The organism is Salmonella sp. SAL00672 (assembly GCF_046552175.1).
Taxonomy (GTDB): Bacteria; Pseudomonadota; Gammaproteobacteria; order Enterobacterales; family Enterobacteriaceae; genus Salmonella; species Salmonella enterica.
Genome location: NZ_JBGDUQ010000003.1, coordinates 71,858 through 93,926 on the forward strand (window position 1 = coordinate 71,858; position 22,069 = coordinate 93,926).

20 protein-coding genes are annotated in these 22,069 nt (G+C 52.6%); 12 read left to right on the forward strand and 8 right to left on the reverse strand.

Annotated features, from left to right (window positions below):
• The first annotated feature begins 74 nt into the window (after positions 1-74).
• The 11 genes from ACLJTG_RS10125 (at position 75) to hscC (ending at position 11,824) form a co-directional block, all read left to right on the forward strand.
• Positions 75-1,121 (forward strand): PhoH family protein, encoded by a 1,047-nt coding sequence (locus tag ACLJTG_RS10125; protein ID WP_001018045.1) that lies wholly within the window; start codon positions 75-77, stop codon positions 1,119-1,121.
• The gene (gene ybeY / locus ACLJTG_RS10130; RefSeq protein WP_001077547.1) at positions 1,118-1,591 is read left to right on the forward strand and encodes an rRNA maturation RNase YbeY; all 474 of its coding nucleotides are present in this window, start codon (positions 1,118-1,120) and stop codon (positions 1,589-1,591) included. The genes ACLJTG_RS10125 and ybeY overlap by 4 nt, the downstream gene beginning before the upstream one ends.
• A gap of 157 nt (positions 1,592-1,748) precedes the next feature.
• Positions 1,749-2,627, forward strand: a complete 879-nt coding sequence (corC, locus tag ACLJTG_RS10135; protein WP_001278615.1) for a CNNM family magnesium/cobalt transport protein CorC — start codon at positions 1,749-1,751, stop codon at positions 2,625-2,627.
• 19 nt (positions 2,628-2,646) lie between these two features.
• The gene (lnt, locus tag ACLJTG_RS10140; protein WP_000853075.1) at positions 2,647-4,185 is read left to right on the forward strand and encodes an apolipoprotein N-acyltransferase; all 1,539 of its coding nucleotides are present in this window, start codon (positions 2,647-2,649) and stop codon (positions 4,183-4,185) included.
• Between the two features lie 354 nt (positions 4,186-4,539).
• Entirely contained in the window at positions 4,540-5,448 is a 909-nt protein-coding gene (locus ACLJTG_RS10145; protein ID WP_198898224.1) for an amino acid ABC transporter substrate-binding protein, read from the forward strand.
• A gap of 159 nt (positions 5,449-5,607) precedes the next feature.
• Complete coding sequence (gene gltJ / locus ACLJTG_RS10150) at positions 5,608-6,348, forward strand: glutamate/aspartate ABC transporter permease GltJ (RefSeq protein ID WP_000020930.1); 741 nt, start codon at positions 5,608-5,610, stop codon at positions 6,346-6,348.
• Complete coding sequence (gene gltK / locus ACLJTG_RS10155; RefSeq protein ID WP_000272794.1) at positions 6,348-7,022, forward strand: glutamate/aspartate ABC transporter permease GltK; 675 nt, start codon at positions 6,348-6,350, stop codon at positions 7,020-7,022. The genes gltJ and gltK overlap by 1 nt, the downstream gene beginning before the upstream one ends.
• Positions 7,022-7,747, forward strand: coding sequence for a glutamate/aspartate ABC transporter ATP-binding protein GltL (gene gltL / locus ACLJTG_RS10160; RefSeq protein ID WP_000631369.1), 726 nt, complete (start codon positions 7,022-7,024; stop codon positions 7,745-7,747). The genes gltK and gltL overlap by 1 nt, the downstream gene beginning before the upstream one ends.
• Positions 7,748-7,863: 116 nt before the next feature.
• A complete protein-coding gene (gene rihA / locus ACLJTG_RS10165) occupies positions 7,864-8,799 on the forward strand; it encodes a pyrimidine-specific ribonucleoside hydrolase RihA (protein ID WP_079951131.1) in 936 nt (311 codons plus the stop codon).
• Positions 8,800-8,830: 31 nt separating this feature from the next.
• Entirely contained in the window at positions 8,831-10,069 is a 1,239-nt protein-coding gene (locus ACLJTG_RS10170) for a hypothetical protein (RefSeq protein WP_079951132.1), read from the forward strand.
• Positions 10,070-10,144: 75 nt separating this feature from the next.
• Complete coding sequence (gene hscC, locus ACLJTG_RS10175; RefSeq protein ID WP_000368034.1) at positions 10,145-11,824, forward strand: molecular chaperone HscC; 1,680 nt, start codon at positions 10,145-10,147, stop codon at positions 11,822-11,824.
• Positions 11,825-11,845: 21 nt separating this feature from the next.
• Here hscC and ACLJTG_RS10180 read toward each other — a convergent pair whose 3' ends face one another.
• The 4 genes from ACLJTG_RS10180 to ACLJTG_RS10195 are packed head-to-tail and all read right to left on the reverse strand — an operon-like array spanning position 11,846 to position 16,159.
• The gene (locus ACLJTG_RS10180) at positions 11,846-13,318 is read right to left on the reverse strand and encodes a J domain-containing protein (protein ID WP_080078103.1); all 1,473 of its coding nucleotides are present in this window, start codon (positions 13,316-13,318) and stop codon (positions 11,846-11,848) included.
• Positions 13,315-14,010 carry a DUF1266 domain-containing protein gene (locus ACLJTG_RS10185; RefSeq protein ID WP_000356624.1) on the reverse strand — a complete coding sequence of 232 codons (696 nt, stop codon included), beginning with the start codon at positions 14,008-14,010 and terminating at the stop codon, positions 13,315-13,317. Before ACLJTG_RS10185 ends, ACLJTG_RS10180 begins: the two co-directional genes overlap by 4 nt.
• 11 nt (positions 14,011-14,021) lie before the next feature.
• Complete coding sequence (locus tag ACLJTG_RS10190; RefSeq protein WP_198898223.1) at positions 14,022-15,455, reverse strand: J domain-containing protein; 1,434 nt, start codon at positions 15,453-15,455, stop codon at positions 14,022-14,024.
• Entirely contained in the window at positions 15,452-16,159 is a 708-nt protein-coding gene (locus ACLJTG_RS10195; protein WP_001575803.1) for a DUF1266 domain-containing protein, read from the reverse strand. Before ACLJTG_RS10195 ends, ACLJTG_RS10190 begins: the two co-directional genes overlap by 4 nt.
• Before the next feature lie 124 nt (positions 16,160-16,283).
• Here ACLJTG_RS10195 and ACLJTG_RS10200 point away from each other — a divergent pair, with 124 nt between their 5' ends.
• Positions 16,284-17,279, forward strand: a complete 996-nt coding sequence (locus ACLJTG_RS10200; RefSeq protein ID WP_079951136.1) for a tetratricopeptide repeat protein — start codon at positions 16,284-16,286, stop codon at positions 17,277-17,279.
• A 38-nt stretch (positions 17,280-17,317) separates the two neighbouring features.
• On the opposite strand, the gene ACLJTG_RS10205 is transcribed toward ACLJTG_RS10200, so the two are convergent.
• The 4 genes from ACLJTG_RS10205 to ACLJTG_RS10220 form a co-directional block, all read right to left on the reverse strand.
• The gene (locus ACLJTG_RS10205) at positions 17,318-17,791 is read right to left on the reverse strand and encodes a zinc ribbon-containing protein (protein WP_001044884.1); all 474 of its coding nucleotides are present in this window, start codon (positions 17,789-17,791) and stop codon (positions 17,318-17,320) included.
• A 92-nt stretch (positions 17,792-17,883) separates the two neighbouring features.
• The gene (locus ACLJTG_RS10210) at positions 17,884-19,812 is read right to left on the reverse strand and encodes a sigma-54 interaction domain-containing protein (RefSeq protein WP_001044181.1); all 1,929 of its coding nucleotides are present in this window, start codon (positions 19,810-19,812) and stop codon (positions 17,884-17,886) included.
• 67 nt (positions 19,813-19,879) lie between these two features.
• On the reverse strand, positions 19,880-20,833 hold the full coding sequence (locus ACLJTG_RS10215; RefSeq protein ID WP_000694477.1) for a 2-keto-3-deoxygluconate permease: 954 nt from the start codon (positions 20,831-20,833) through the stop codon (positions 19,880-19,882).
• Positions 20,834-20,882: 49 nt separating this feature from the next.
• On the reverse strand, positions 20,883-22,055 hold the full coding sequence (locus tag ACLJTG_RS10220; RefSeq protein WP_023240948.1) for a UxaA family hydrolase: 1,173 nt from the start codon (positions 22,053-22,055) through the stop codon (positions 20,883-20,885).
• Positions 22,056-22,069: the final 14 nt, after the last annotated feature.

Sequence of the window (22,069 nt, forward strand, 5' to 3'; positions counted from 1 at the left end):
CCTATGGCGTGAATAATTTCCTTAGATGCCGGTAAGTGTTCAGCGTCCGGCGATACAGACACAAGAGGAACAGTTTGAATATAGACACTCGCGAAATTACCCTTGAGCCCGCAGACAACGCCCGTCTGTTGAGCCTTTGCGGGCCGTTTGATGACAATATTAAACAGCTCGAACGTCGTCTCGGTATTGAAATCAACCGCCGTGACAATCACTTTAAACTGACCGGTCGTCCGATTTGCGTGACCGCGGCGACAGATATTTTGCGAAGTCTGTATGTCGATACCGCACCGATGCGCGGCCAGACTCAGGATATCGAACCGGAACAAATTCATCTGGCGATCAAAGAAGCGCGGGTGCTGGAACAGAGCGCGGAAAGCGTGCCTGACTATGGCAAAGCTATTAATATCAAAACCAAGCGCGGCGTGATTAAACCGCGTACCCCGAACCAGGCGCAGTACATCGCCAATATTCTCGATCATGATATTACCTTTGGCGTCGGCCCGGCGGGTACCGGTAAAACGTATCTTGCGGTCGCCGCTGCGGTAGACGCCCTGGAGCGCCAGGAGATTCGCCGTATTCTACTGACCCGTCCGGCGGTGGAAGCGGGCGAAAAACTCGGCTTTCTGCCAGGCGATTTAAGTCAGAAGGTGGACCCGTACCTGCGTCCGCTGTATGACGCGCTGTTCGAAATGCTCGGCTTTGAAAAAGTCGAGAAGCTGATTGAACGCAATGTGATTGAAGTCGCGCCGCTGGCCTATATGCGCGGACGCACATTAAACGACGCCTTTATCATTCTGGATGAAAGCCAGAACACCACTATCGAACAGATGAAGATGTTCCTGACGCGTATCGGCTTTAACTCGAAAGCGGTGATCACCGGCGACGTGACGCAGATTGACCTGCCACGCAACACCAAATCCGGCTTGCGTCATGCCATTGAAGTGCTGGCGGAAGTTGATGAAATCAGCTTTAACTTCTTCCACAGCGAAGACGTGGTTCGCCATCCGGTCGTTGCCCGCATTGTGAACGCCTATGAAGCCTGGGAAGAGGCCGAACAAAAACGCAAAGCGGCGTTGGCGGCAGAGCGTAAGCGTGAAGCCCAGGAGCAGGAACAGAAATGAACCAGGTGATCCTCGATTTACAGTTGGCCTGTGAAAACCACGCGGGCCTGCCGGATGAAGCTCAGTTTCAACGCTGGCTGGACGGCGTTATTCCGCAGTTTCAGGAAGAGGCGGAAGTCACAATCCGTCTGGTGGATGAGGCCGAAAGCCACGACCTTAATTTGACGTACCGCGGGAAAGATAAACCCACTAATGTTCTCTCCTTCCCGTTTGAAGCGCCCCCCGGCATTGAAATGCCGCTACTGGGCGATCTGATTATTTGCCGTCAGGTCGTGGAGCAGGAAGCGCAGGAACAGAGCAAGCCGCTGGAGGCGCACTGGGCGCACATGGTCGTACACGGTAGCCTGCATTTGCTGGGTTACGATCATATCGACGATGACGAAGCGGAAGAGATGGAGTCTCTCGAAACGGAGATTATGCTTGCTATGGGCTATGAGGATCCGTACATTGCCGAGAAGATTGCAGAATAGTAGCTTGCCGGATGGCGGCGCTTGCGCCTTATCCGGCCTACATTGATGCCTTTTGTAGGCCTGATAAGCGTAGCGTCATCAGGCAAAACATGCCGTCACAGCTGAGTATACGCATGACGAGCTTTGTATTAACTAACATGAGAACCCATACGACGCCATGAGCGACGACAATTCACACAGTAGTGACACAGTAAACAGTAAAAAGGGATTTTTTTCCCTGCTACTCAGCCAGCTTTTCCACGGTGAACCTAAAAACCGTGATGAGTTGCTGGCGCTGATCCGTGATTCCGGGCAGAACGAGCTTATCGATGAAGATACGCGCGATATGCTCGAAGGCGTAATGGACATCGCCGACCAGCGCGTTCGCGATATTATGATCCCGCGCTCCCAGATGATTACCCTGAAACGCAACCAGACGCTGGACGAATGTCTCGATGTTATCATCGAGTCCGCCCACTCGCGTTTTCCGGTGATCAGCGAAGATAAAGATCACATTGAAGGGATTCTGATGGCCAAAGATTTGCTGCCGTTTATGCGCAGCGATGCCGAAGCCTTCAGCATGGACAAAGTGTTACGCACCGCGGTTGTCGTACCGGAAAGCAAACGGGTTGACCGTATGCTCAAGGAATTCCGCTCCCAGCGCTACCATATGGCCATCGTTATCGATGAGTTTGGCGGCGTTTCCGGCCTTGTGACTATCGAAGACATCCTCGAACTGATTGTCGGTGAAATTGAAGATGAGTATGACGAAGAAGACGATATCGACTTCCGTCAGCTTAGCCGCCATACCTGGACGATTCGCGCGCTGGCGTCGATTGAAGACTTCAATGACGCTTTCGGCACCCACTTCAGCGATGAAGAAGTCGATACCATCGGCGGACTGGTGATGCAGGCATTCGGCCATTTACCGGCCCGCGGCGAAACCATTGACATTGATGGTTACCAGTTCAAAGTGGCGATGGCCGATAGTCGTCGTATTATTCAGGTGCATGTCAGGATCCCGGATGACTCGCCCCAGCCAAAACTGGACGAATAACAGCAATAGTGGACTAAAAATGGCATTTGCCTCGTTAATTGAACGCCAGCGTATTCGCCTGCTGCTGGCGTTATTATTCGGCGCCTGCGGAACACTGGCTTTCTCTCCGTATGACGTCTGGCCCGCAGCGATAGTGTCGCTTATCGGGCTGCAGGCCTTAACGTTTAATCGCCGCCCGCTCCAGTCTGCCGCCATCGGCTATTGCTGGGGACTCGGACTTTTCGGTAGCGGGATTAACTGGGTTTATGTCAGTATCGCGCAATTTGGCGGCATGCCGGGCCCGGTTAACGTTTTTCTGGTGGTGCTGCTTGCAGCTTATCTCTCGCTGTATACCGGACTGTTTGCCGGGATTTTGTCGCGCCTGTGGCCAAAAACCAACTGGCTGCGCGTCGCTATCGCCGCGCCTGCAGTATGGCAAATCACCGAATTTTTACGCGGCTGGGTGCTGACCGGCTTCCCTTGGCTGCAATTTGGCTATAGTCAGGTCGATGGCCCGCTAAAAGGCCTGGCGCCGGTAATGGGCGTCGAAGCGATCAACTTCCTGCTGATGATGGTCAGCGGCCTGTTAGCGCTGGCACTGGCGACGCGGAACTGGCGTCCGCTGGCTGTCGCCGTGATTCTGTTTGCTTTGCCCTTTCCGCTACGTTATATCCAGTGGTTTACGCTGGAACCGGCCAAAGCGACCCAGGTATCGCTGGTGCAGGGCGATATCCCGCAGTCGCTGAAGTGGGACGAAAACCAGCTACTGAATACGCTAAAAATTTATCTCAACGAAACTCGCCCAGAGTTAGGCAAATCACAGATTATTATCTGGCCTGAGTCGGCGATTCCGGATCTCGAAATCAATCAGCAGCCCTTCCTTCGTTCGCTGGACGAGATGTTACGCGAAAAAAATAGCACGCTGATCACCGGTATTGTCGATGCGCGTCTCAATAAACAGAATCGATACGACACCTACAATACGATTATTACGTTGGGCAAGGATAATCCATACAGTTATGACTCGCCCAATCGCTACAATAAAAATCACCTTGTGCCCTTTGGCGAGTTCGTTCCGCTGGAATCTATCCTGCGTCCGCTGGCGCCGTTCTTCGATCTGCCCATGTCCTCCTTTAGCCGCGGCCCTTATATCCAGCCGCAGTTACATGCGCACGACTATAAGCTGACGGCGGCAATCTGTTATGAAATTATTCTTGGCGAACAGGTGCGGGATAACTTCCGCCCGGACACCGACTATCTGCTGACGATTTCTAACGACGCCTGGTTTGGTAAGTCCATTGGCCCGTGGCAACATTTCCAGATGGCGCGGATGCGTTCGCTGGAGCTGGCGCGTCCGTTGCTGCGCAGTACTAATAACGGTATTACGGCGGTGATTGGCCCTCAGGGCGAGATTCAGGCGATGATCCCGCAGTTCACACGCCAGGTACTGACCACCAATGTCACGCCAACCACGGGGTTAACTCCCTATGCCCGTACCGGCAACTGGCCGCTATGGGTACTGACCGCGCTGTTTGCTTTTGGCGCGGTAGTGATGAGTCTGCGACAACGACGGAAATAATCTCTCCCCAGGCCGGATAGCGCTTCATTTATCCGGCCTGAAAATCCTCCTTTTTCCCCCATTCTGGCACGTCTATTGCTTTGTTAAACATGGCAAACCTGTTCTGGCTGCTTGTGCAACCTGGTCGCACCAAAATCGATCATCGGTAGCACCTGAACGGTGCAATGTAGGATTTTTGCCTCTGAACGGTGCGGCGCACTTCGCAAAAACAAACAATATCGCAGCAAAATATTTACAACAAGCCACACTAAATGTTAACAAACACACATAACACTGCACGCGCAAGTTGCAGGCAATAACAACATCACAATAGCTATCAATGCGTCGACGGCGCAGATGATAAAGGAGTTGGATATGCAATTACGTAAGCTAACCACAGCAATGCTGGTCATGGGACTGTCTACGGGCCTTGCGCACGCAGAAGATGGCGCGCCTGCCGCTGGTAGCACCCTGGACAAGATCGCTAAAAATGGCGTGATCGTCGTCGGGCATCGCGAATCTTCTGTGCCCTTTTCTTATTACGACAACCAGCAGAAAGTGGTCGGCTATTCCCAGGACTACTCCAACGCCATTGTAGAAGCGGTAAAAAAGAAACTTAACAAGCCCGATCTGCAGGTGAAGCTGATCCCGATCACCTCGCAAAACCGTATTCCGCTGTTGCAAAACGGAACCTTCGATTTTGAATGTGGTTCAACGACTAACAACCTTGAGCGCCAGAAACAGGCCGCCTTCTCCGATACGATTTTCGTCGTCGGGACGCGACTGCTGACTAAAAAAGGCGGCGATATTAAAGATTTCCCGGATCTGAAAGGCAAAGCGGTCGTCGTCACCTCCGGGACGACCTCTGAAATTCTGCTGCATAAGCTTAACGAAGAGCAAAAGATGGGGATGCGTATTATTAGCGCGAAAGACCACGGTGACTCGTTCCGCACCCTGGAAAGCGGTCGCGCCGTCGCCTTTATGATGGATGACGCGCTGCTGGCCGGCGAGCGCGCCAAAGCCAAGAAACCGGATAACTGGGAGATTGTCGGTAAACCGCAGTCCCAGGAAGCCTACGGCTGTATGCTGCGTAAAAACGACCCTGAGTTTAAAAAGCTGATGGACGATACCATCGCCCAGGCGCAAACCTCCGGCGAAGCGGAAAAGTGGTTTGATAAGTGGTTTAAAAATCCGATCCCACCGAAAAACCTGAACATGAATTTCGAGTTGTCTGACGAGATGAAAGCCCTGTTCAAAGCACCGAATGATAAAGCGCTTAACTAACTAAAACTAAATGGGACGGGACTCCTGTCCTCTCGATTGTCGCTCAGCACGGACAGACTATAAGCCTGATGGTCGTTCCCCATCGGGCCTGAAGCCGCAAATCGCCGGGCAACAATCTTCGAGGGTAGCGCTGCTACCCTTTTTTTTCGGAGTAGATGTATGTCAATAGACTGGAACTGGGGTATTTTTTTACAGGAAGCCCCCTTCGGCAATACCACCTATCTCGGCTGGCTATGGAGTGGTTTTCAGGTCACCGTCGCCCTTTCGATTACCGCCTGGATTATCGCTTTCCTGGTAGGATCTATTTTCGGCATTTTACGTACCGTTCCCAACCGTTTCCTCTCCGGACTGGGCACGTTGTACGTAGAACTGTTCCGTAATGTGCCGCTGATCGTGCAATTCTTCACCTGGTACCTGGTGGTGCCTGAACTGTTGCCGGAAGATCTTGGCATGTGGTTTAAGGCGGAACTCGATCCCAATATTCAGTTTTTCCTCTCCTCAATGATCTGTCTGGGACTGTTTACCGCCGCCCGCGTTTGCGAACAGGTGCGCGCCGCGATTCAGTCTCTGCCTCGCGGGCAGAAGAACGCGGCGTTGGCGATGGGGCTAACGCTGCCGCAGGCTTATCGCTATGTCCTGCTGCCGAATGCCTATCGCGTTATCGTGCCGCCAATGACGTCAGAGATGATGAACCTGGTGAAAAACTCGGCTATTGCCTCAACCATCGGCCTGGTGGATATGGCGGCGCAGGCAGGCAAACTGTTGGATTACTCGGCGCACGCCTGGGAATCCTTCACCGCCATTACGCTGGCCTATGTGCTGATTAACGCCGTTATCATGCTGGTCATGAGCCTGGTTGAACGCAAAGTCCGCCTGCCGGGCAACGTGGGGAGCAAATAATGTACGAATTTGACTGGAGTTCGATTATCCCCTCACTGCCTTACCTACTGGCCGGGTTGGTCATCACGCTGAAGATCACCGTCACCGCCGTTATCGTGGGGATAGTCTGGGGAACCATTCTGGCCGTCATGCGCCTCTCAAGCTTTGCCCCTATCGCCTGGTTTGCTAAAGCGTATGTTAACGTTTTCCGTTCCATCCCGTTGGTGATGGTCTTGCTGTGGTTCTATCTGATTGTACCCGGCTTTCTGCAAAACGTGCTGGGACTATCGCCGAAAACCGATATCCGCCTGATCTCCGCGATGGTGGCATTCTCCATGTTTGAAGCGGCCTACTATTCCGAGATTATTCGCGCCGGTATTCAAAGTATTTCCCGCGGGCAGTCCAGCGCCGCGCTGGCGCTGGGGATGACCCACTGGCAGTCGATGAAGCTCATTATTCTGCCGCAGGCGTTTCGGGCGATGGTGCCGCTGTTGCTTACGCAGGGCATCGTGCTATTTCAGGACACCTCTTTAGTTTATGTACTCAGCCTGGCGGACTTCTTCCGCACCGCGTCGACTATCGGCGAGCGTGACGGTACTCAGGTCGAAATGATTCTGTTCGCCGGCGCCGTTTATTTTGTTATCAGCCTGAGCGCGTCGTTGCTGGTCAGCTATTTGAAGAAAAGGACAGTTTAATGATTACCCTGAAAAATGTTTCAAAATGGTATGGTCACTTTCAGGTGCTGACCGATTGTTCAACAGAAGTGAAAAAAGGTGAGGTGGTGGTAGTCTGCGGGCCATCGGGTTCCGGTAAATCCACGCTGATTAAGACCGTCAATGGTCTGGAACCGGTGCAAAAAGGCGAAATTACCGTTAACGGCATTATAGTGAACGACAAAAAAACCGATCTGGCGAAACTGCGTTCCCGCGTAGGCATGGTATTCCAGCACTTCGAACTGTTTCCCCACCTGTCGATCATCGAAAACCTGACGCTGGCGCAGGTGAAAGTGCTGAAACGCGATAAGGCCGCCGCCCGCGATAAAGGCCTGAAGCTGCTGGAGCGCGTTGGCCTGTCTGCGCATGCCAACAAGTTCCCGGCGCAGCTTTCCGGCGGCCAGCAGCAGCGCGTGGCGATCGCCCGCGCGCTGTGTATGGACCCCATTGCCATGTTATTCGATGAACCGACTTCCGCACTCGATCCGGAAATGATCAACGAGGTACTGGACGTGATGGTCGAACTGGCGAACGAAGGGATGACCATGATGGTGGTGACGCACGAAATGGGCTTTGCCCGTAAAGTGGCTAACCGGGTGATCTTTATGGATGAAGGTAAAATCGTCGAAGATTCGCCAAAAGAGGAGTTCTTCGCTAACCCCAGTTCCGATCGCGCAAAAGACTTCCTTGCGAAAATCCTGCACTAATCTTCCCGGCGCGCACGTCAGAGTGCGCGCTATCTCACGCTTTACTTCTTCGCTTCTCGAAACGTATCCAGCCGGGCGTTAACCTTGTCACAAAGTACCGCTTACAAGGAACCGCTATGGCACAGCCCATTATTATTGATTGCGATCCGGGTCATGATGACGCGATCGCCCTCGTTCTCGCCCTCGCCTCCCCTGAACTGGAAGTGAAAGCGATCACCTCTTCCGCCGGTAACCAGACGCCGGAGAAGACCCTGCGCAACGTGCTGCGGATGCTGACACTGCTCAAACGCCCGGATATTCCGGTGGCGGGCGGCGCGGTGAAACCTCTCATGCGCGAACTGATTATCGCCGATAACGTTCACGGCGAAAGCGGCCTCGACGGCCCGGCGCTGCCCGAGCCGTCATTCGCCCCGCAAAGCGGCACTGCCGTTGAGCTGATGGCAAAAACACTGCGCGAGAGCTCACAGCCGGTCACCATCGTCTCTACTGGCCCACAGACCAACGTGGCGCTGCTGCTGAATAGCCATCCGGAACTGCATACGAAAATCGCCCGCATTGTGATCATGGGCGGCGTAATGGGATTGGGTAACTGGACGCCCGCTGCGGAATTTAATATTTACGTCGACCCGGAAGCGGCAGAAATTGTCTTCCAGTCAGGCATTCCGGTGGTGATGGCCGGGCTGGACGTCACTCATAAGGCACAGATTCACGCCGCCGATATCGAACGCTTTCGCGCCATCGGTAACCCGATTTCCACCATCGTCGCCGAACTGCTGGACTTCTTTATGGAGTACCACAAAGACGAAAAATGGAGATTTGTCGGCGCGCCGCTGCACGACCCGTGCACTATCGCCTGGCTGCTGAAACCCGAGATTTTCACCACCGTTGAGCGTTGGGTTGGCGTGGAAACCCAGGGGAAATACACCCAGGGGATGACGGTGGTGGATTATTATTTCCTGACGGGGAATAAGCCGAATGCGACGGTGATGGTCGATGTAGACCGCCAGGGATTTGTCGATTTGCTGGCGGAACGGCTGCAATACTACGCATAAAGCGCAAAGTAGAATCCAGGGATGAACAGCGATGTTTTGGCGTAACAATAGACCTGAAATCAGCCTGCTACAGCACGACGTAGCCCATATTACGTTTTCAGTACGTAACGGAAAAGCATTGCTTCGTCCCTGCGTTATCCACGATCCCGACTCTGACGCCGGTATTCATACGCTCTCCTGGCATGGCTCGCCGCTGATTCGTTTTTACACTGAAGCCTGGTGCCCAACCTGCGCAGAATTTGTTTATGCTGGTTTTAGCAATGATGATGAAGGCGCCGCGGAGTTTTTATCCTCACTTGCCGAGTGGAATCAGCCAAGAGTCGGGTTGAACGAAGCATTTACCGCCCTGACGCCGCTGTTTTCACTCTTTGCCGATGGCTATTACCGACTGGAGGAACGCGAACTTTATCCCACAGATGGCAACGGACATTTTTTCTGGGCGGTGGGTAACGAAAAACAACCGAATCCCGCGACCACAGGGCAGTGGATTGCTGACGTGGACTATCACTACCAGTCCGGCGAACCCTGTTTTTTACTGCCAGGCCAGCCCCCATCGCGATTTAACCCACAACGCGCCGGGTATTACCGCGATAAGCCAGAGAGCCACGCGCTGGCCTGGTATATGAATGACAGCTGGCTTTGCGTCCTGCTTGATGGTCACCATAAAGCCACCGCCGCCGCGCTGGAAGGCCGGCCCGTGAAGACCTGGGTCATCAGCCAGCCGGTGGCGATGACATGCTACGAGACGCGACAGCAATACCTGCGATTTTATGACGGCGAGCGCCTGGAAGAAGCCCAGTTTCAGCGCCGCATCCCCCTGAAAATACAGTACGAAAAACTACCGCCATCCCTTTGGGAGGATTACTTTACTCGCCATGACGAACGTTATACCCGCGTCAACTGGCCGAACGCATTGGCTAACTGCGCGGCGAATTATCCCAATCTTGCGGCCTGCGCAGACATTATTGCCGCAGGCGATCTGAGCGAGGCCGGCCTCAACAAAATCATGGCGCAAGGGATCACCGAAGAGGGATTTCCCGCCGTACTGTTACGCGCGCTGTTTTATACCCATTCTCCCTTGTTGATTGATTTTGTCCGTTTTCTGACTCGCGCACCCGGTTATGCCTGCCACTACCCGCTGGCGTTTCGTTTACTGGCCCAAAAACGCACGCCACAAGCCGATGCTTTTTTCCTCGATTTCGCCATCAATGATGACGGCGAGCGCCCGGAGTTGACGAACATTATGGATGAATACTTTCGCCAGGCGTGACATTGATAAAGATCACCACGCCAGAGGGTGGTGTTCTTTATTCTATAAACTCTCTTTCCCGATAAATTAAACGCAATGGATAATGCAACGTTAGCGATTGGTATCGATCTCGGCACCACTAATAGTTTAATCGCCGTCTGGCAAGACGGAGCCGCACAATTAATACCTAATAAATTTGGTGAATATTTAACACCATCCATAATTAGTATGGATGAAAATAAACAAATTCTGGTGGGAAAACCTGCCGCAGCCCGTAAAACATCTCATCCAGATAAAACCGCTGCCTTATTTAAACGCGCAATGGGCAGTAATACTCACTGGCATTTGGGTGAAGAGTCGTTTAATGCGCCGGAATTATCTTCGCTGGTTTTACGCTCGCTGAAAGAAGATGCGGAAGACTACCTTCAGCAGCCAATCAAGGATGTCGTGATCTCGGTTCCGGCTTATTTCAGCGATGAGCAGCGTAAGCATACACGCCTTGCCGCTGAGCTTGCGGGGTTAAACGCCGTGCGCTTGATCAATGAACCCACGGCGGCGGCAATGGCTTATGGCCTGCATACGCAGCAAAATAGCCGTTCGCTGGTTTTCGATCTGGGGGGCGGAACCTTTGATGTGACCGTTCTGGAATACGCTACGCCGATTATCGAAGTTCACGCCTCCGCTGGCGATAACTACCTCGGCGGCGAAGATTTCACGCATTTGTTGCTTGATGAAGTGCTGAAACGCTGGAACCTCGATAAATCAGCGCTGACGGATAGCGATCTGGCTGCGCTGTATGCCTGTGTTGAAGCCGCAAAATGCGCCAGCAGCTCCCCGCTGCGCATGAGCTGGCTTTATCAGGAGAGCGTTCTGGAAAGCACGTTTTATGACGATGAGCTGGAAGCCCTGTGGCTACCGTTGCTCAACCGGCTGCGCACGCCCATTGAGCAGGCGCTGCGCGACTCCCGACTCAAACCGGAGCAAATTGACAGCCTGGTGCTGGTCGGCGGCGCGTCACAGATGCCGCTGGTGCAACGCATCGCGGTGCGCTTATTCGGTAAATTGCCCTATCAAAGTTACGATCCCAGCACCATCGTGGCGCTTGGCGCCGCAACTCAGGCCGCCTGTCGCCTGCGCCATGAAGACGTTGAAGAGGTGATCCTCACGGATATCTGCCCCTACTCGCTGGGCGTGGAAGTCAACCGACAGGGAGTGCCTGGTATTTTCTCGCCCATCATTGAACGCAATACCACCGTTCCGGTGTCAAAAGTGGAAACGTACTCCACCATGCACCCTGAGCAGGACTCTATTTGCGTCAGGGTATACCAGGGCGAAAGCCATAAGGTGAAAAATAATATCCTGATTGATTCTTTTGACGTCATGCTGAAGCCGAACGGGCACATTCAGGCCATTGATATTCGTTTTAGCTACGATATTAATGGTCTGCTGGAAGTTGACGTGCTGCTGGAAGACGGCAAGAGTGAATCCAGAATCATCAGTCACAATGCCACCTCACTGACGACGCAGCAAATCGACGCCAGCCGCGAGCGGCTGCTGGCGCTGAAAATTTATCCCCGCGATATGCTGATTAACCGGACGTTTAAAGCACAGTTAGAGGAGCAGTGGTCACGCGCGTTAGGCGATGAGCGCGAAATGCTGGGGGAGATTATTACCGATTTCGACGCGGCCCTGCTGTCTAATGATATGCAGCGTGTCGATGACGTACGCCGTCGCGCCTGTGAATATCTGGGTATTGACGAGCCGAAAGCGCCGTAACGGCGCTTTCACTACCCCTGTTCAGAAAAAATGGAAGAATCGATTTAACGCGCAGACAATCAACGCGATCAAACCGACAATCTTCATGATTTTCATCACCCCGCCAGATTCCGCCTGACGGGGTGCTTCGGTTTTCGCTTCAGAAGACAATTTTGTCTCTTCTTTCTCAGCCGCCAGCCTGAGCTCTTCCGCCAGCTCCTTTTTGTCACGAATATCGCCTGGCTTCATGGCGATTTTAGATGACAATGCCTGCGTTATCAGCGCCTCCAGCGGACAGGATTGCCCCTCCTCCAGCCGGATCAGCAGGCGAAAAAAGGGCTTTTCTTTGGGAAACGCTTCCAGCACCACCTGCTCCGCCGTCCGGTACAGATCCAACAGCGGCGTTTCGGGTTCCCCCTGGGTACTCAGCCGTGAATTTGCCCACGCCATCGCTTTTCGCTTATAAAACAGGGAGTCAACAAATGAACGCCCCAGCGGTGATAACCTACCGCTGTGCAAAATGTCGGCCCACAGTAAACGCGTGCGCGCGCTTTCACCGGGGACATATTCGGCATCCGCCATACAGCGCGCTTCGACCGCCATCACCGCCAGCGGGAAGAAATCAGGCCGATGCTGGCGGCACCAGCCCAGCAACAGGTCGTCCGCCTGCGTGGAGGGATAACGCTGCCAGAAATCGCAAAGGTCGGCCAACAGGCTTTCCCCTTCACCGCAGAGCAAACGCTGTTTGCACAGGTAATAGTGCGCATCTTCGTTATCCGGCTCCGCGGCCTGCCAGCGACGAGCAATATCGACCAGTTCCGCCATGCCCCACTGCTCGGCGCTAAACCAGTGTAATAGTTTACGATGCAGCTGTTTATCATCGGGAATTATCCAGGCGCCCTGAACCTGTAGAGCGTCGGCAAAATGTTCGGGATAAAAGCGCCAGATATGCTCAAGCTTAAAAAAGTAGGCGTCAGTTTGGTCTTGAACAACAAGAGGCAATTTGGCCAGACTTAGCAGATCAAACGCATCGCCCCGCTTTACGGTCTCCAGAAATGCTTCCAGCTCTTCTCCATCAGCATCATCTTCTGCTTCCTGCGGCTGCCAGTTCAGACGCTGCGCCAACAATGCCAGGCAAGACAGCGAGATCGTTTCCGTTTTCATGGCGATATCGCACAATTGCCAGCGCAGCTTATCTATCTCATCCATCGAACACTGGTTCAATTGCTGAATAAATTTCTGCCATGCCGAGGGCTGAAAGCGATCGCGCTCTGATGCCAGCAATTCCCTGAACGCCACCAGTATTTCATGTTCGTCGCCCACCTCTTCCGTTTTTGCGTCCTCCGCAGGCGAGGCGGCCCAGTGCTGCGCTTCTTCATAGGCCTGGCGCAATCGCTTAAAACCCTGCGGATCGCTCTCAGGGTGGAATGAGGGCAACAGGGCAAGATAAGCCTGACGGATACATTCCAGATCGGTGGTAGGTTCAATGCCCAGGATTTCCCAACAGATATTCATAAATCGCTCACTCCTTTAAGCGTTTCCGGGCATGTCGGTTGTTCGTTGAGCGGACGCCACGGTAGCTGCGCATAATAACTCTCTGTCGTAGAGGCCAGTTCATTAAACATCCGCGCGCCTGAAGCGTCGTACTTTAGGTGAGCGAAATATGCCTGTATGGTGTCCCCTTTAGCCTGCCAGTACAGCCGACCCAACGAATAGGCGGCAAAATATTGCGTCCAACCGTCGTAAAAATAGTACGCCCGCGCATAGATACGCGATTGCAGCCACAGACTTTCCTCTTCCGTCAGCCATTGATTCAACACCCCCATCCGGCATAAAAACCCCATACGCACATAGTCCCAGGCTTTAATGCCGCCACGCCCGCAGCATAGTGCGGTTTCGGCAACAAATCGCGCATAAATCTGGCCCTGCTCGCCAAACTGCGCGGTAAATTCGCGCCATTGGCGAGGAGATAGCGTAAACCAGCGGATATAAAAGGGAGCCAAATCTGCCGCATGACCATCGTCCGTCATCCGATAGATGGTTTGAATAAGATCTTCACGGTTATCAATCCCCCATGAATCGGAGAGATCGACAGCAGGAATTCCGGTATACATTGCTGGAGAGGTATGCGAAGGCTCATTGCCGATATATAGCACCTCCATCGGTGTGGAGAGCGCAAAAAGTAAATATTGTTCTTCCTTGTCCATATTCGATATCCCTAATGCATAAACTGGCGTAATACATGGCCGACAACGCCAATAAATAAAATGATTTTAATCACCTGCCAGAGGCCAAAGCCGCCGCCAGATTCCTCCGTACTCGGCGAAGTCACCGTCGTCACCAGTTCTTCATCTGCGACTACAGCTTCACACGGTGTGGCGACAGCCGCAGCCCGCCCCAGCAACCCGCGAATAACCAGCGCTTCCAACGGGCAGATATCCGGCGCATCAAGCTTCGTTACCAGACTCTGTAACAATGCCGCTGACGGCTCCTCGGCGCACGCCAGGCTATCCGCCACCTGATACAACAGCCAGTATGGATGCTGGCTATGCGCCTCACTCATCGCTGGCGCGCCATAATTCAAACGCCGCGCAATAAAACTTTCGCTTAGCGGCGATAATGCGCCACTGTGCAGCGCCTCGGCCCACAGCAAGCAGGAACGAGCGCTTGAGCCGGGAATATACAGCAGCTGTTCAGCGTTAATATCCACCTGCTCACGCCCCTCAACCGCCATCACCAGCAGCGGGAAAAAGTCCGGTCGATGCTGACGGCACCAGCGCAGCAACAGATCGTCAAGCTGGGTAGAAGGATGCGCCCACCACTGCGCGTAAAGTTCTGGCAGCAGGCTATCGCCTTCACCGCAAAATACGCGCTGGGCTAAGTAGTAATAACCCGGCGTTGCGTTATCGGGTTCGGCTTCCTGCCATGCCAGGGCGACAGGCAGCAGCTCCGCAATACCCCAGTGCAAGGTGCTGAACCAGCGTAACAGACGTCGTTGAAAGCGTAGATTGTCCGGGATAATCCAGGCGCCGTGCTGCGCCATAAGTTGGGCGAAATAGAGAGGATGCTCGAAAAAGGTGTTGTCCAGGGCATCATAAAAAGCAATAGTCTGGTTTTGTACCGCCACTGGCAAATGCAGCAATAGCGAATAATCAAACAGGTCGCCACGGCGGATTTCAAACAAAAGATCCTCCACCTCCTCGGCATCGACATCTCGATTATCACTCCCCTGTTCCCAAGCCAGGCGATCTGACAGCAGTTTCAGACACGAGTAAGAAATAGGAAAGGTCTTCATCGCGATAGCGCACAGCCACCAGCGCGATTTTTCGACCTGTAAAATCGATAATTTATTGATCTGTTGGATAAACTCCTGCCATGCCTGCGGCTGAAAGCGCCGTTCGCCATCCGCCAGCAAATCACCGAATATCTCCCTGAGATAATTCACCCACGGGGTATCGGGATCCTCTTCAACCACCGTAATGGCGGGCGATGTTGTCCCCTGCAATGCATTCTCATAGGCCTCTCGCAATTGCTTAAAACCCTGCGGATCGGTTTCCGGATGAAATGACGGCAGCAGCGCCTGATAAGCCTGACGAATGGCGTCGGTATCCGTGGTGGCCTCAATGCCAAGGACTTGCCAACAGGTTTTCATAGATCGCTCACCTCCTGAAGCGTGTCCGGGCATTCAGGGTAATGGGGCAGGTAGCGCCACGGCAGCGTGGCGTAAAAACTGTCTTTCCCGGCGATCAGCTTATTCATCATACGTCGCCCCGCGTCGTCAAACTCCTTACGGGCGAATGTCTCGCGTAGCAGCGGTAGGTTATCGCCATTCCGTAACTGCCAGTACAAACGCCCGGTGTAATAGGCGCTGAAATACGGCAACCAGCCGGAATAATAGCTGAGCGCGCGAAGCTGTATCCGCGACTGCAGCCACAGGCTCTCCTCTTCCGTCAGCCATTCATTGAGCACGCCCATGCGGCAGAGAAATCCCATCCGCACATAATCCCAACTGCGAATACCACCTTCGCCGCAACACACGGCGGTATCAGCGACGAATCGGGCATAAATGCGATCTCCCTCGTCCAGAGCGTCGGTATACTCCTGCCACTCCTGCGGCGCATACCTAAACCAGCGGCGATATAGCCATTCCAGTTGCGTGGCATGACCGTCATCCGTCATGCGGGAAATGGTCTGAAGCAGCTCATCACGATTTTCAATACCCCACGACGATTCAAGATCGAAACGTTTTACACCTAAATACATTTTCGGTGACGAATGTGAAGGTAAACAGTCCTCGTTCAATACTTCCATCGGCGAGGAAAGTGCAAAGAGTAAATATTGTGATTCTTTATCCATAATAAATCGCCAAAATATATTCACACCACAAATAAAAACGCAATTGAAAACTAAAATAGAGTACAACAAAGCCAAATCGCAATATATTATTAATCTAAAAAACAATGGCGGGATAAATTAAAAAATGAATCATTCCATAACCAGTCATCCCTGCGACAACGTATCTTTAGCACAATTAACCGAACTGGCGCAGTCAGGAAATAGTGAAGCTCAATATATATTAGGCCGTTTATATAATGACGAACGTATAGATGGCAGCGAAGAGGATAAGCTCTCTTTTTATTGGTTGCAGCAGGCAGCTGAACAAGGACACTGCGAGGCACAATATTGGCTCGGCTTACGATACAAAGACACGCCTACCGACATGAAAGATAATACGCTGGCTTTATTCTGGTCAGAAAAAGCCGCACAGCAAGGACACCGCCACGCTTTCAACACATTAGGCTGGGTTCAGGAAGGAGAAACCGGGATGGCGCCAGATTATGCCCAGGCCGTTGCCTGGTATCGCAAAGGAGCAGAACAGAGCCACAACCTTGCGCAATATAATCTCGGGAGAATGTATCATTCAGGAACTGGCGTAGAGCAAAATGATACACAGGCACTCTACTGGTTTAAACAGGCAGCATTACAAGGCCATTGCGCCAGCCAGGAAAGACTGGCGTATATGTATGGCAATGGGAAAGGATGTCGGAAAAATTTATCCCTTGCCGCCCTTTGGTACAAGAAGAGCGCGCTACAAGAGAGCAGCTACTCGCAATATCAGATGGGCTATTGTTATTACATCGGAGAAGGTATCAAACAAGATTACCAGCAGGCAATATACTGGTTTCGAAAAGCGGCAGACCAGGGTGACGATGGTGCCTATAACAGTATCGGCTGGATGTACAAATGCGGTCATGGCGTCGAGCAAAATTATTCGCTAGCACTGGAATGGTTCCACAAATCAGCAGAATGTAACAATTCATCGGGCTGGTACAACCTCGGATGCATGTACAGAGATGGACACGGTACCGCACAAGACCTACAACAAGCGCTCTACTGGTTCAAAAAAGCACAGCCCACGGGCAAATGGAACGTCGATGAAGAGATCCGCAAACTGGAAGCCCAACTGCACACTTAACATGGCGGACGGCAACCGTCCGCTCACGATAATGAACCTTACGGCTCAAACGGCCTGCGCTGGAACTGATCGTGGCCACACTTCGGGCAGAGCGGCAACACATCCGGCGTGTAAACCGCCAGATGATAGTGGCATTTCTCGCACACCAGATTCCCCAATCCCACCACTTCGCCACTATGATACACACCGTGGTGATTCAAATCCTGGAATACCTCGCGCCATTCCAGCTGGGTTTTGTCGGTAATGTCCGCCAGTTCCTGCCAGAGACTCTCTTTAATCACCCGTAAGAAGACGCTATCGTCCTGGCTCTCTTCGTAGCTCATGGCGAACTCTTCCAGATCGCGTCTGACAGCGCGCGTCAGTTCGTCCACCTCGGTTCGCGTTAACTCCCCTGTTTGCATCACGCGCTGGCGCGCCTGCTCCACCAGCGCATCAATGTCGCGCTCGCCATTGCGTAAACGCTCGCTTAATGAGGCCACCAGTTCACGGTAATATTGAGCAACCTTGTTCATCACTTCACCTCTTGGATCGTTAACTGCCTATAATAATAGACGTTATTTGCGTTACGCTTTGCAAGGCTGCCCACAGAGTCTGTAAATTCTTGTCAGGCCGACTCGCGTATCCAGCGCGTCAGCGAGGTACGATCGACATTTAACCGTTTCGCCACTAACGATTTATTATCCCTTTCCGCCTCTAATAATTTTCTCAAAATACGCAGGCGAATCGTTTTATAATCGCCAGCCAGCATCTGGCAGTCGTGGCAGGTACTTGGCTCGCGTCGGCTCCCCTCTTCCAGATCGTCCAGCAAGAGGCGGCCCTCATCCAGCGTTGCCGGGGAGTGATCAATAGAGAGCACCAGCCGTTCGATAATATTGCTTAACTGCCTGACGTTTCCGGGCCAGGCGAAGCGCTGAAGCTCCTGCCACAGCGCCGGGGTTAACGTTAGTGCCGGGCGTTTATAATGCTGGCTGAAACTAGTAAGCAGCGACAGGCCGATGGCTTTGATATCCTCCGGACGTTTGCGTAGCGGGATAGTGGTTACTTTTAATACGTTAAGCCGATAATAAAGATCTTCGCGAAATGTCCCGTCCGCAATGAGCTTCGTTAACGTCTGATTGGTCGCCGCAATCACGCGAATATCAACAGGTATCATCTGGTCTGAGCCCAGCCGCATAATCTGCCGCTCCTGCAATACCCGTAATAAGCGCGTCTGTAGCGGTTTATCCAGCTCGCTAATCTCATCCAGAAAAATGGTACCGTGGTGCGCTAATTCAAACAGGCCTATTTTGCCTTTCGGCGACGCGCCGGTAAATGCGCCGGCGACATAGCCAAAGAGTTCGCTCTCCAGAATCTGAGGGGCCATCGCGCCGCAGTTAATGGCGACAAACGGGCCGTTGACGCGTTGGCTGGCATTATGAATACTTTGCGCCAGCACCTCTTTTCCCGTCCCGCTTTCGCCATTAATTAAGATAGTCGCGTCCGTACCGGCATAATTTTTAATGATCGCCAGACGACGCAGCATTTCCGGGTTTTCGGTAAGCAGATCGTCGAAATGATAGCGGGCGCTCAAGCCGCGGCGAGACAGTTCCTGGCGGCGAACATGATGTTCCGCCCCCTGTAAACTGGAGACGGTTTGCATCGTCAACACCACCCGGCTTAACTGTCTGGCCGCAAATACCGGATACAGATTAACCACCATCGCGCCTTGCGGCGTATCGACGACTTTCGCGCTGACGGTTTTTCCCTCACGTAATGTATGCCGCTCCTGGTGCAATACCTGTTTCAGGAAAGATGCGTCATAAATCTCACCGGAGGCGTTAATTTTAAAAAGTTGGCTCGCATATTTATTGTAATGCAGTAACGCGCCGGTATCATCAAGCGTGATAACAGCTTTATCAAACTGATCGAGAATCAGCTGCAGATGATGACGCTCGAGTAATTGGCTGCGAAAAGCCAGATATAATGAGCGGGCTTCTTCCAGAGCTTCGGTTATTGAGGCGGGGCTGGAATCAAGTAAACGGAATTGCGAGCCCAGCGGTGAAAAATAATCCTGACAAACGGTATCGCCAACAATGCAATCTAATGGCGTGGACGCTAATTGCCGCTTCAGGCAAGAAATCGTTTCTTTATCATTTCCCTGTAAGGTAAAAATTTTATAGTTAATATTTAACTGTTCCGCTACGCGCGCGCATCCTTTGATCACACTGGAAAAGCCGACAATACCGACAGTGCCTTTTTGTCCTTTAAAAGGGATAAGCGCATCAAGAATGTCGTAGCCGGACATTTTAATTTCGACTACCGGTAATTTACTGTGCTTTTTTAATATTTCCGCACAGCCGCCACGACTAATCAGCACCTGGTGCCCACGGGACTCTAATAAAGGTAGCTCATCCAGGATACGATTAAGCGTCGTTTGATGAATAGTGACGGCGTAATCCAACTGCGCGACCAGCGCCTCGGCAGCCTTTGCCAGTTGCGGGTAAGGAGAGACAAAACAGAGAGGAGATGCGGCTATATCTTTCGTCTTATTCATCACTCACCATCCTGTTGGTTTATGAACGGGCGAGACCGCCCGTCGTGATTTATTTTCCGCCGAAACGCTAACCGCCTGCGGCGGCTGGGTTCAGTTTACGATCGTAGCGTTTTTTTATCCATACGGTCAGGAAGGGGGCGCACAGAGCGGTAATAATCGTCGAGGCCGCCACCTGCGCCGCCGCCGTCGACGCCAAGTCGGTAAAATGCGGATCGAGCAGCGCGATTGCCGCTGGCGTCGCGACGGCGTTGCCAGAGGTGGTGGAGACCGCCGCGCCTGCCACGCCGCTGCCTCCCGTCAGACGATCGGCGAAAATATTAAAAAATCCGCCAATCGCCACCGTCATGAGTCCCAGTAAAATGCCTGAAGAACCTGCCGTGATAAGTCGTGCGAAATCAATACCGTATCCTAACCCAAAGGCAAAAAAAGGAATCGTTACCACGCTGCCCTGTTTAAGAAACTTGCGCATGTCCTCATCCAGATTACCCAAAATCATGCCAATGATAATGGGAATAATAACCGCCACCAGATTCATAAAGGGTATCGACACCATGCCTGCCGACCCTAACGCCAGCATGGTGAAAAAGGGACCATCGTTCAACGATATTACCGCAATCGCGCCGCCGTCGGTTTCATCGCCGTACTCCCCCACCAACGCGGCATATAACCCACTGTTCGAGTTGGTCATCGCCGAAATAATCGCTAAAGCCGACAGACCTAATAACCCATCCGGGCCGCAAAATTTTCCGACCAGAATGCCAATAATCACGCCGCTGGCAAATTTCGCAAAGGTGATCGCAGCGCCTTTTTTCAGCGCTTTCGGCGCGGCTTTAAACTGGATATCCGCGCCCATACAGACTAAAAACATGCCTAAAATCGCCATTGCGCCATGCGAAATAGAGGTGACAAAACCGCCTATTTCCAGCGCCTCCGGCGCAAAGGTTTTAAACAATGCGCCGATGATCAGCGGTACAACCATCATACCACCAGGAAAACGTTCCAGTGTTTTTTTAATTTTCATAGCTTATTCCCAGGAGATAACCGGACAGCTTGTGCTGCCCGATTTGGTATCAGAACGTCGGCGCGATCTTATAAATAGAGAATTCGTTATGACCTAAATCTTCTGATTTAGTCGTTTTCCCATTCGCGACGCGTAAAATTTCCTGATAAATTTCCTCGCCCATTTGCGTAATAGAAGCCTCGCCAGACATAATGGCGGACACATCAATATCAATATTGTCCTGCATCATTTCCCACGTTGCTTTATTACCCGTAATTTTTATTACCGGCGCTATTGGGTTACCGGCAGGCGTTCCGCGACCGGTAGTAAAAATAACGATCTGCGCTCCACCCGCCACCATGCCGGAAATAGATTCAATATCCTGCCCCGGGGTATCCATAATCCACAGGCCCGGATGCGTTGGTCTATCGGCATATTCCAGTACGCCCTGTAGCGGCGCATGACCCGCTTTATGCATACAGCCTAACGATTTTTCTTCAATGGTAGTCAACCCGCCTTTAATATTGCCCGGCGTCGGCTGTCCCCCGCGAATATCCTCGCCCAGCGCTTTTGCTCGCGCCTCGCAGCCGACCACTAAATCAATGAGCTGTTGACCAACCTCCGGCGTCACCGCGCGTTTCGCCATCACATGCTCGGCGCCAATAAATTCCGTCGTTTCAGAAAGAATTGAGCTTCCGCCGCAGCGTATCAGCTTATCCGAGGCGACCCCGCAGGAAGGGTTAGACGCCAGCCCCGATGTCGTATCTGACCCGCCGCACTCCATCGCCAGCAGCAGCTCGCTAACCGGTGCTTGCTGCGGTTTTTGCATGGAGAGTTGTTGCGCATAGTCGCGGGCCAGCGAAATCCCCCTGGCCTGACATTTAAGCGTGCCGCCCTCTTCCTGAATGGTAATGCAGGAAGTCGGTTTGCCAAATGCGGTAATCTCTTCTGCGATGCGCAGCGGCTCCGCGCCTTCACAGCCTAAGCCCACAACCACAATAGCGCCGACGTTGGGATTATTCGCCACATTAATCAATGTCTTTTCCGTCAGACGCGCATCGCCTGCCACCTGGCAGCAGCCAAAATCGTTATTCACCCATGTCGCGCCTTTTACCTGCCGGGCAATATCCTGGGCAACTTTATTCGCACAAACGCTGGTAGGTAAAATCAGTACATAATTACGGATGCCAAAACGGCCGTCAGGGCGGCGGAAACCCAAAAAAGTCTCATTGCTCATAATCATTTTCCCTTGTTTTA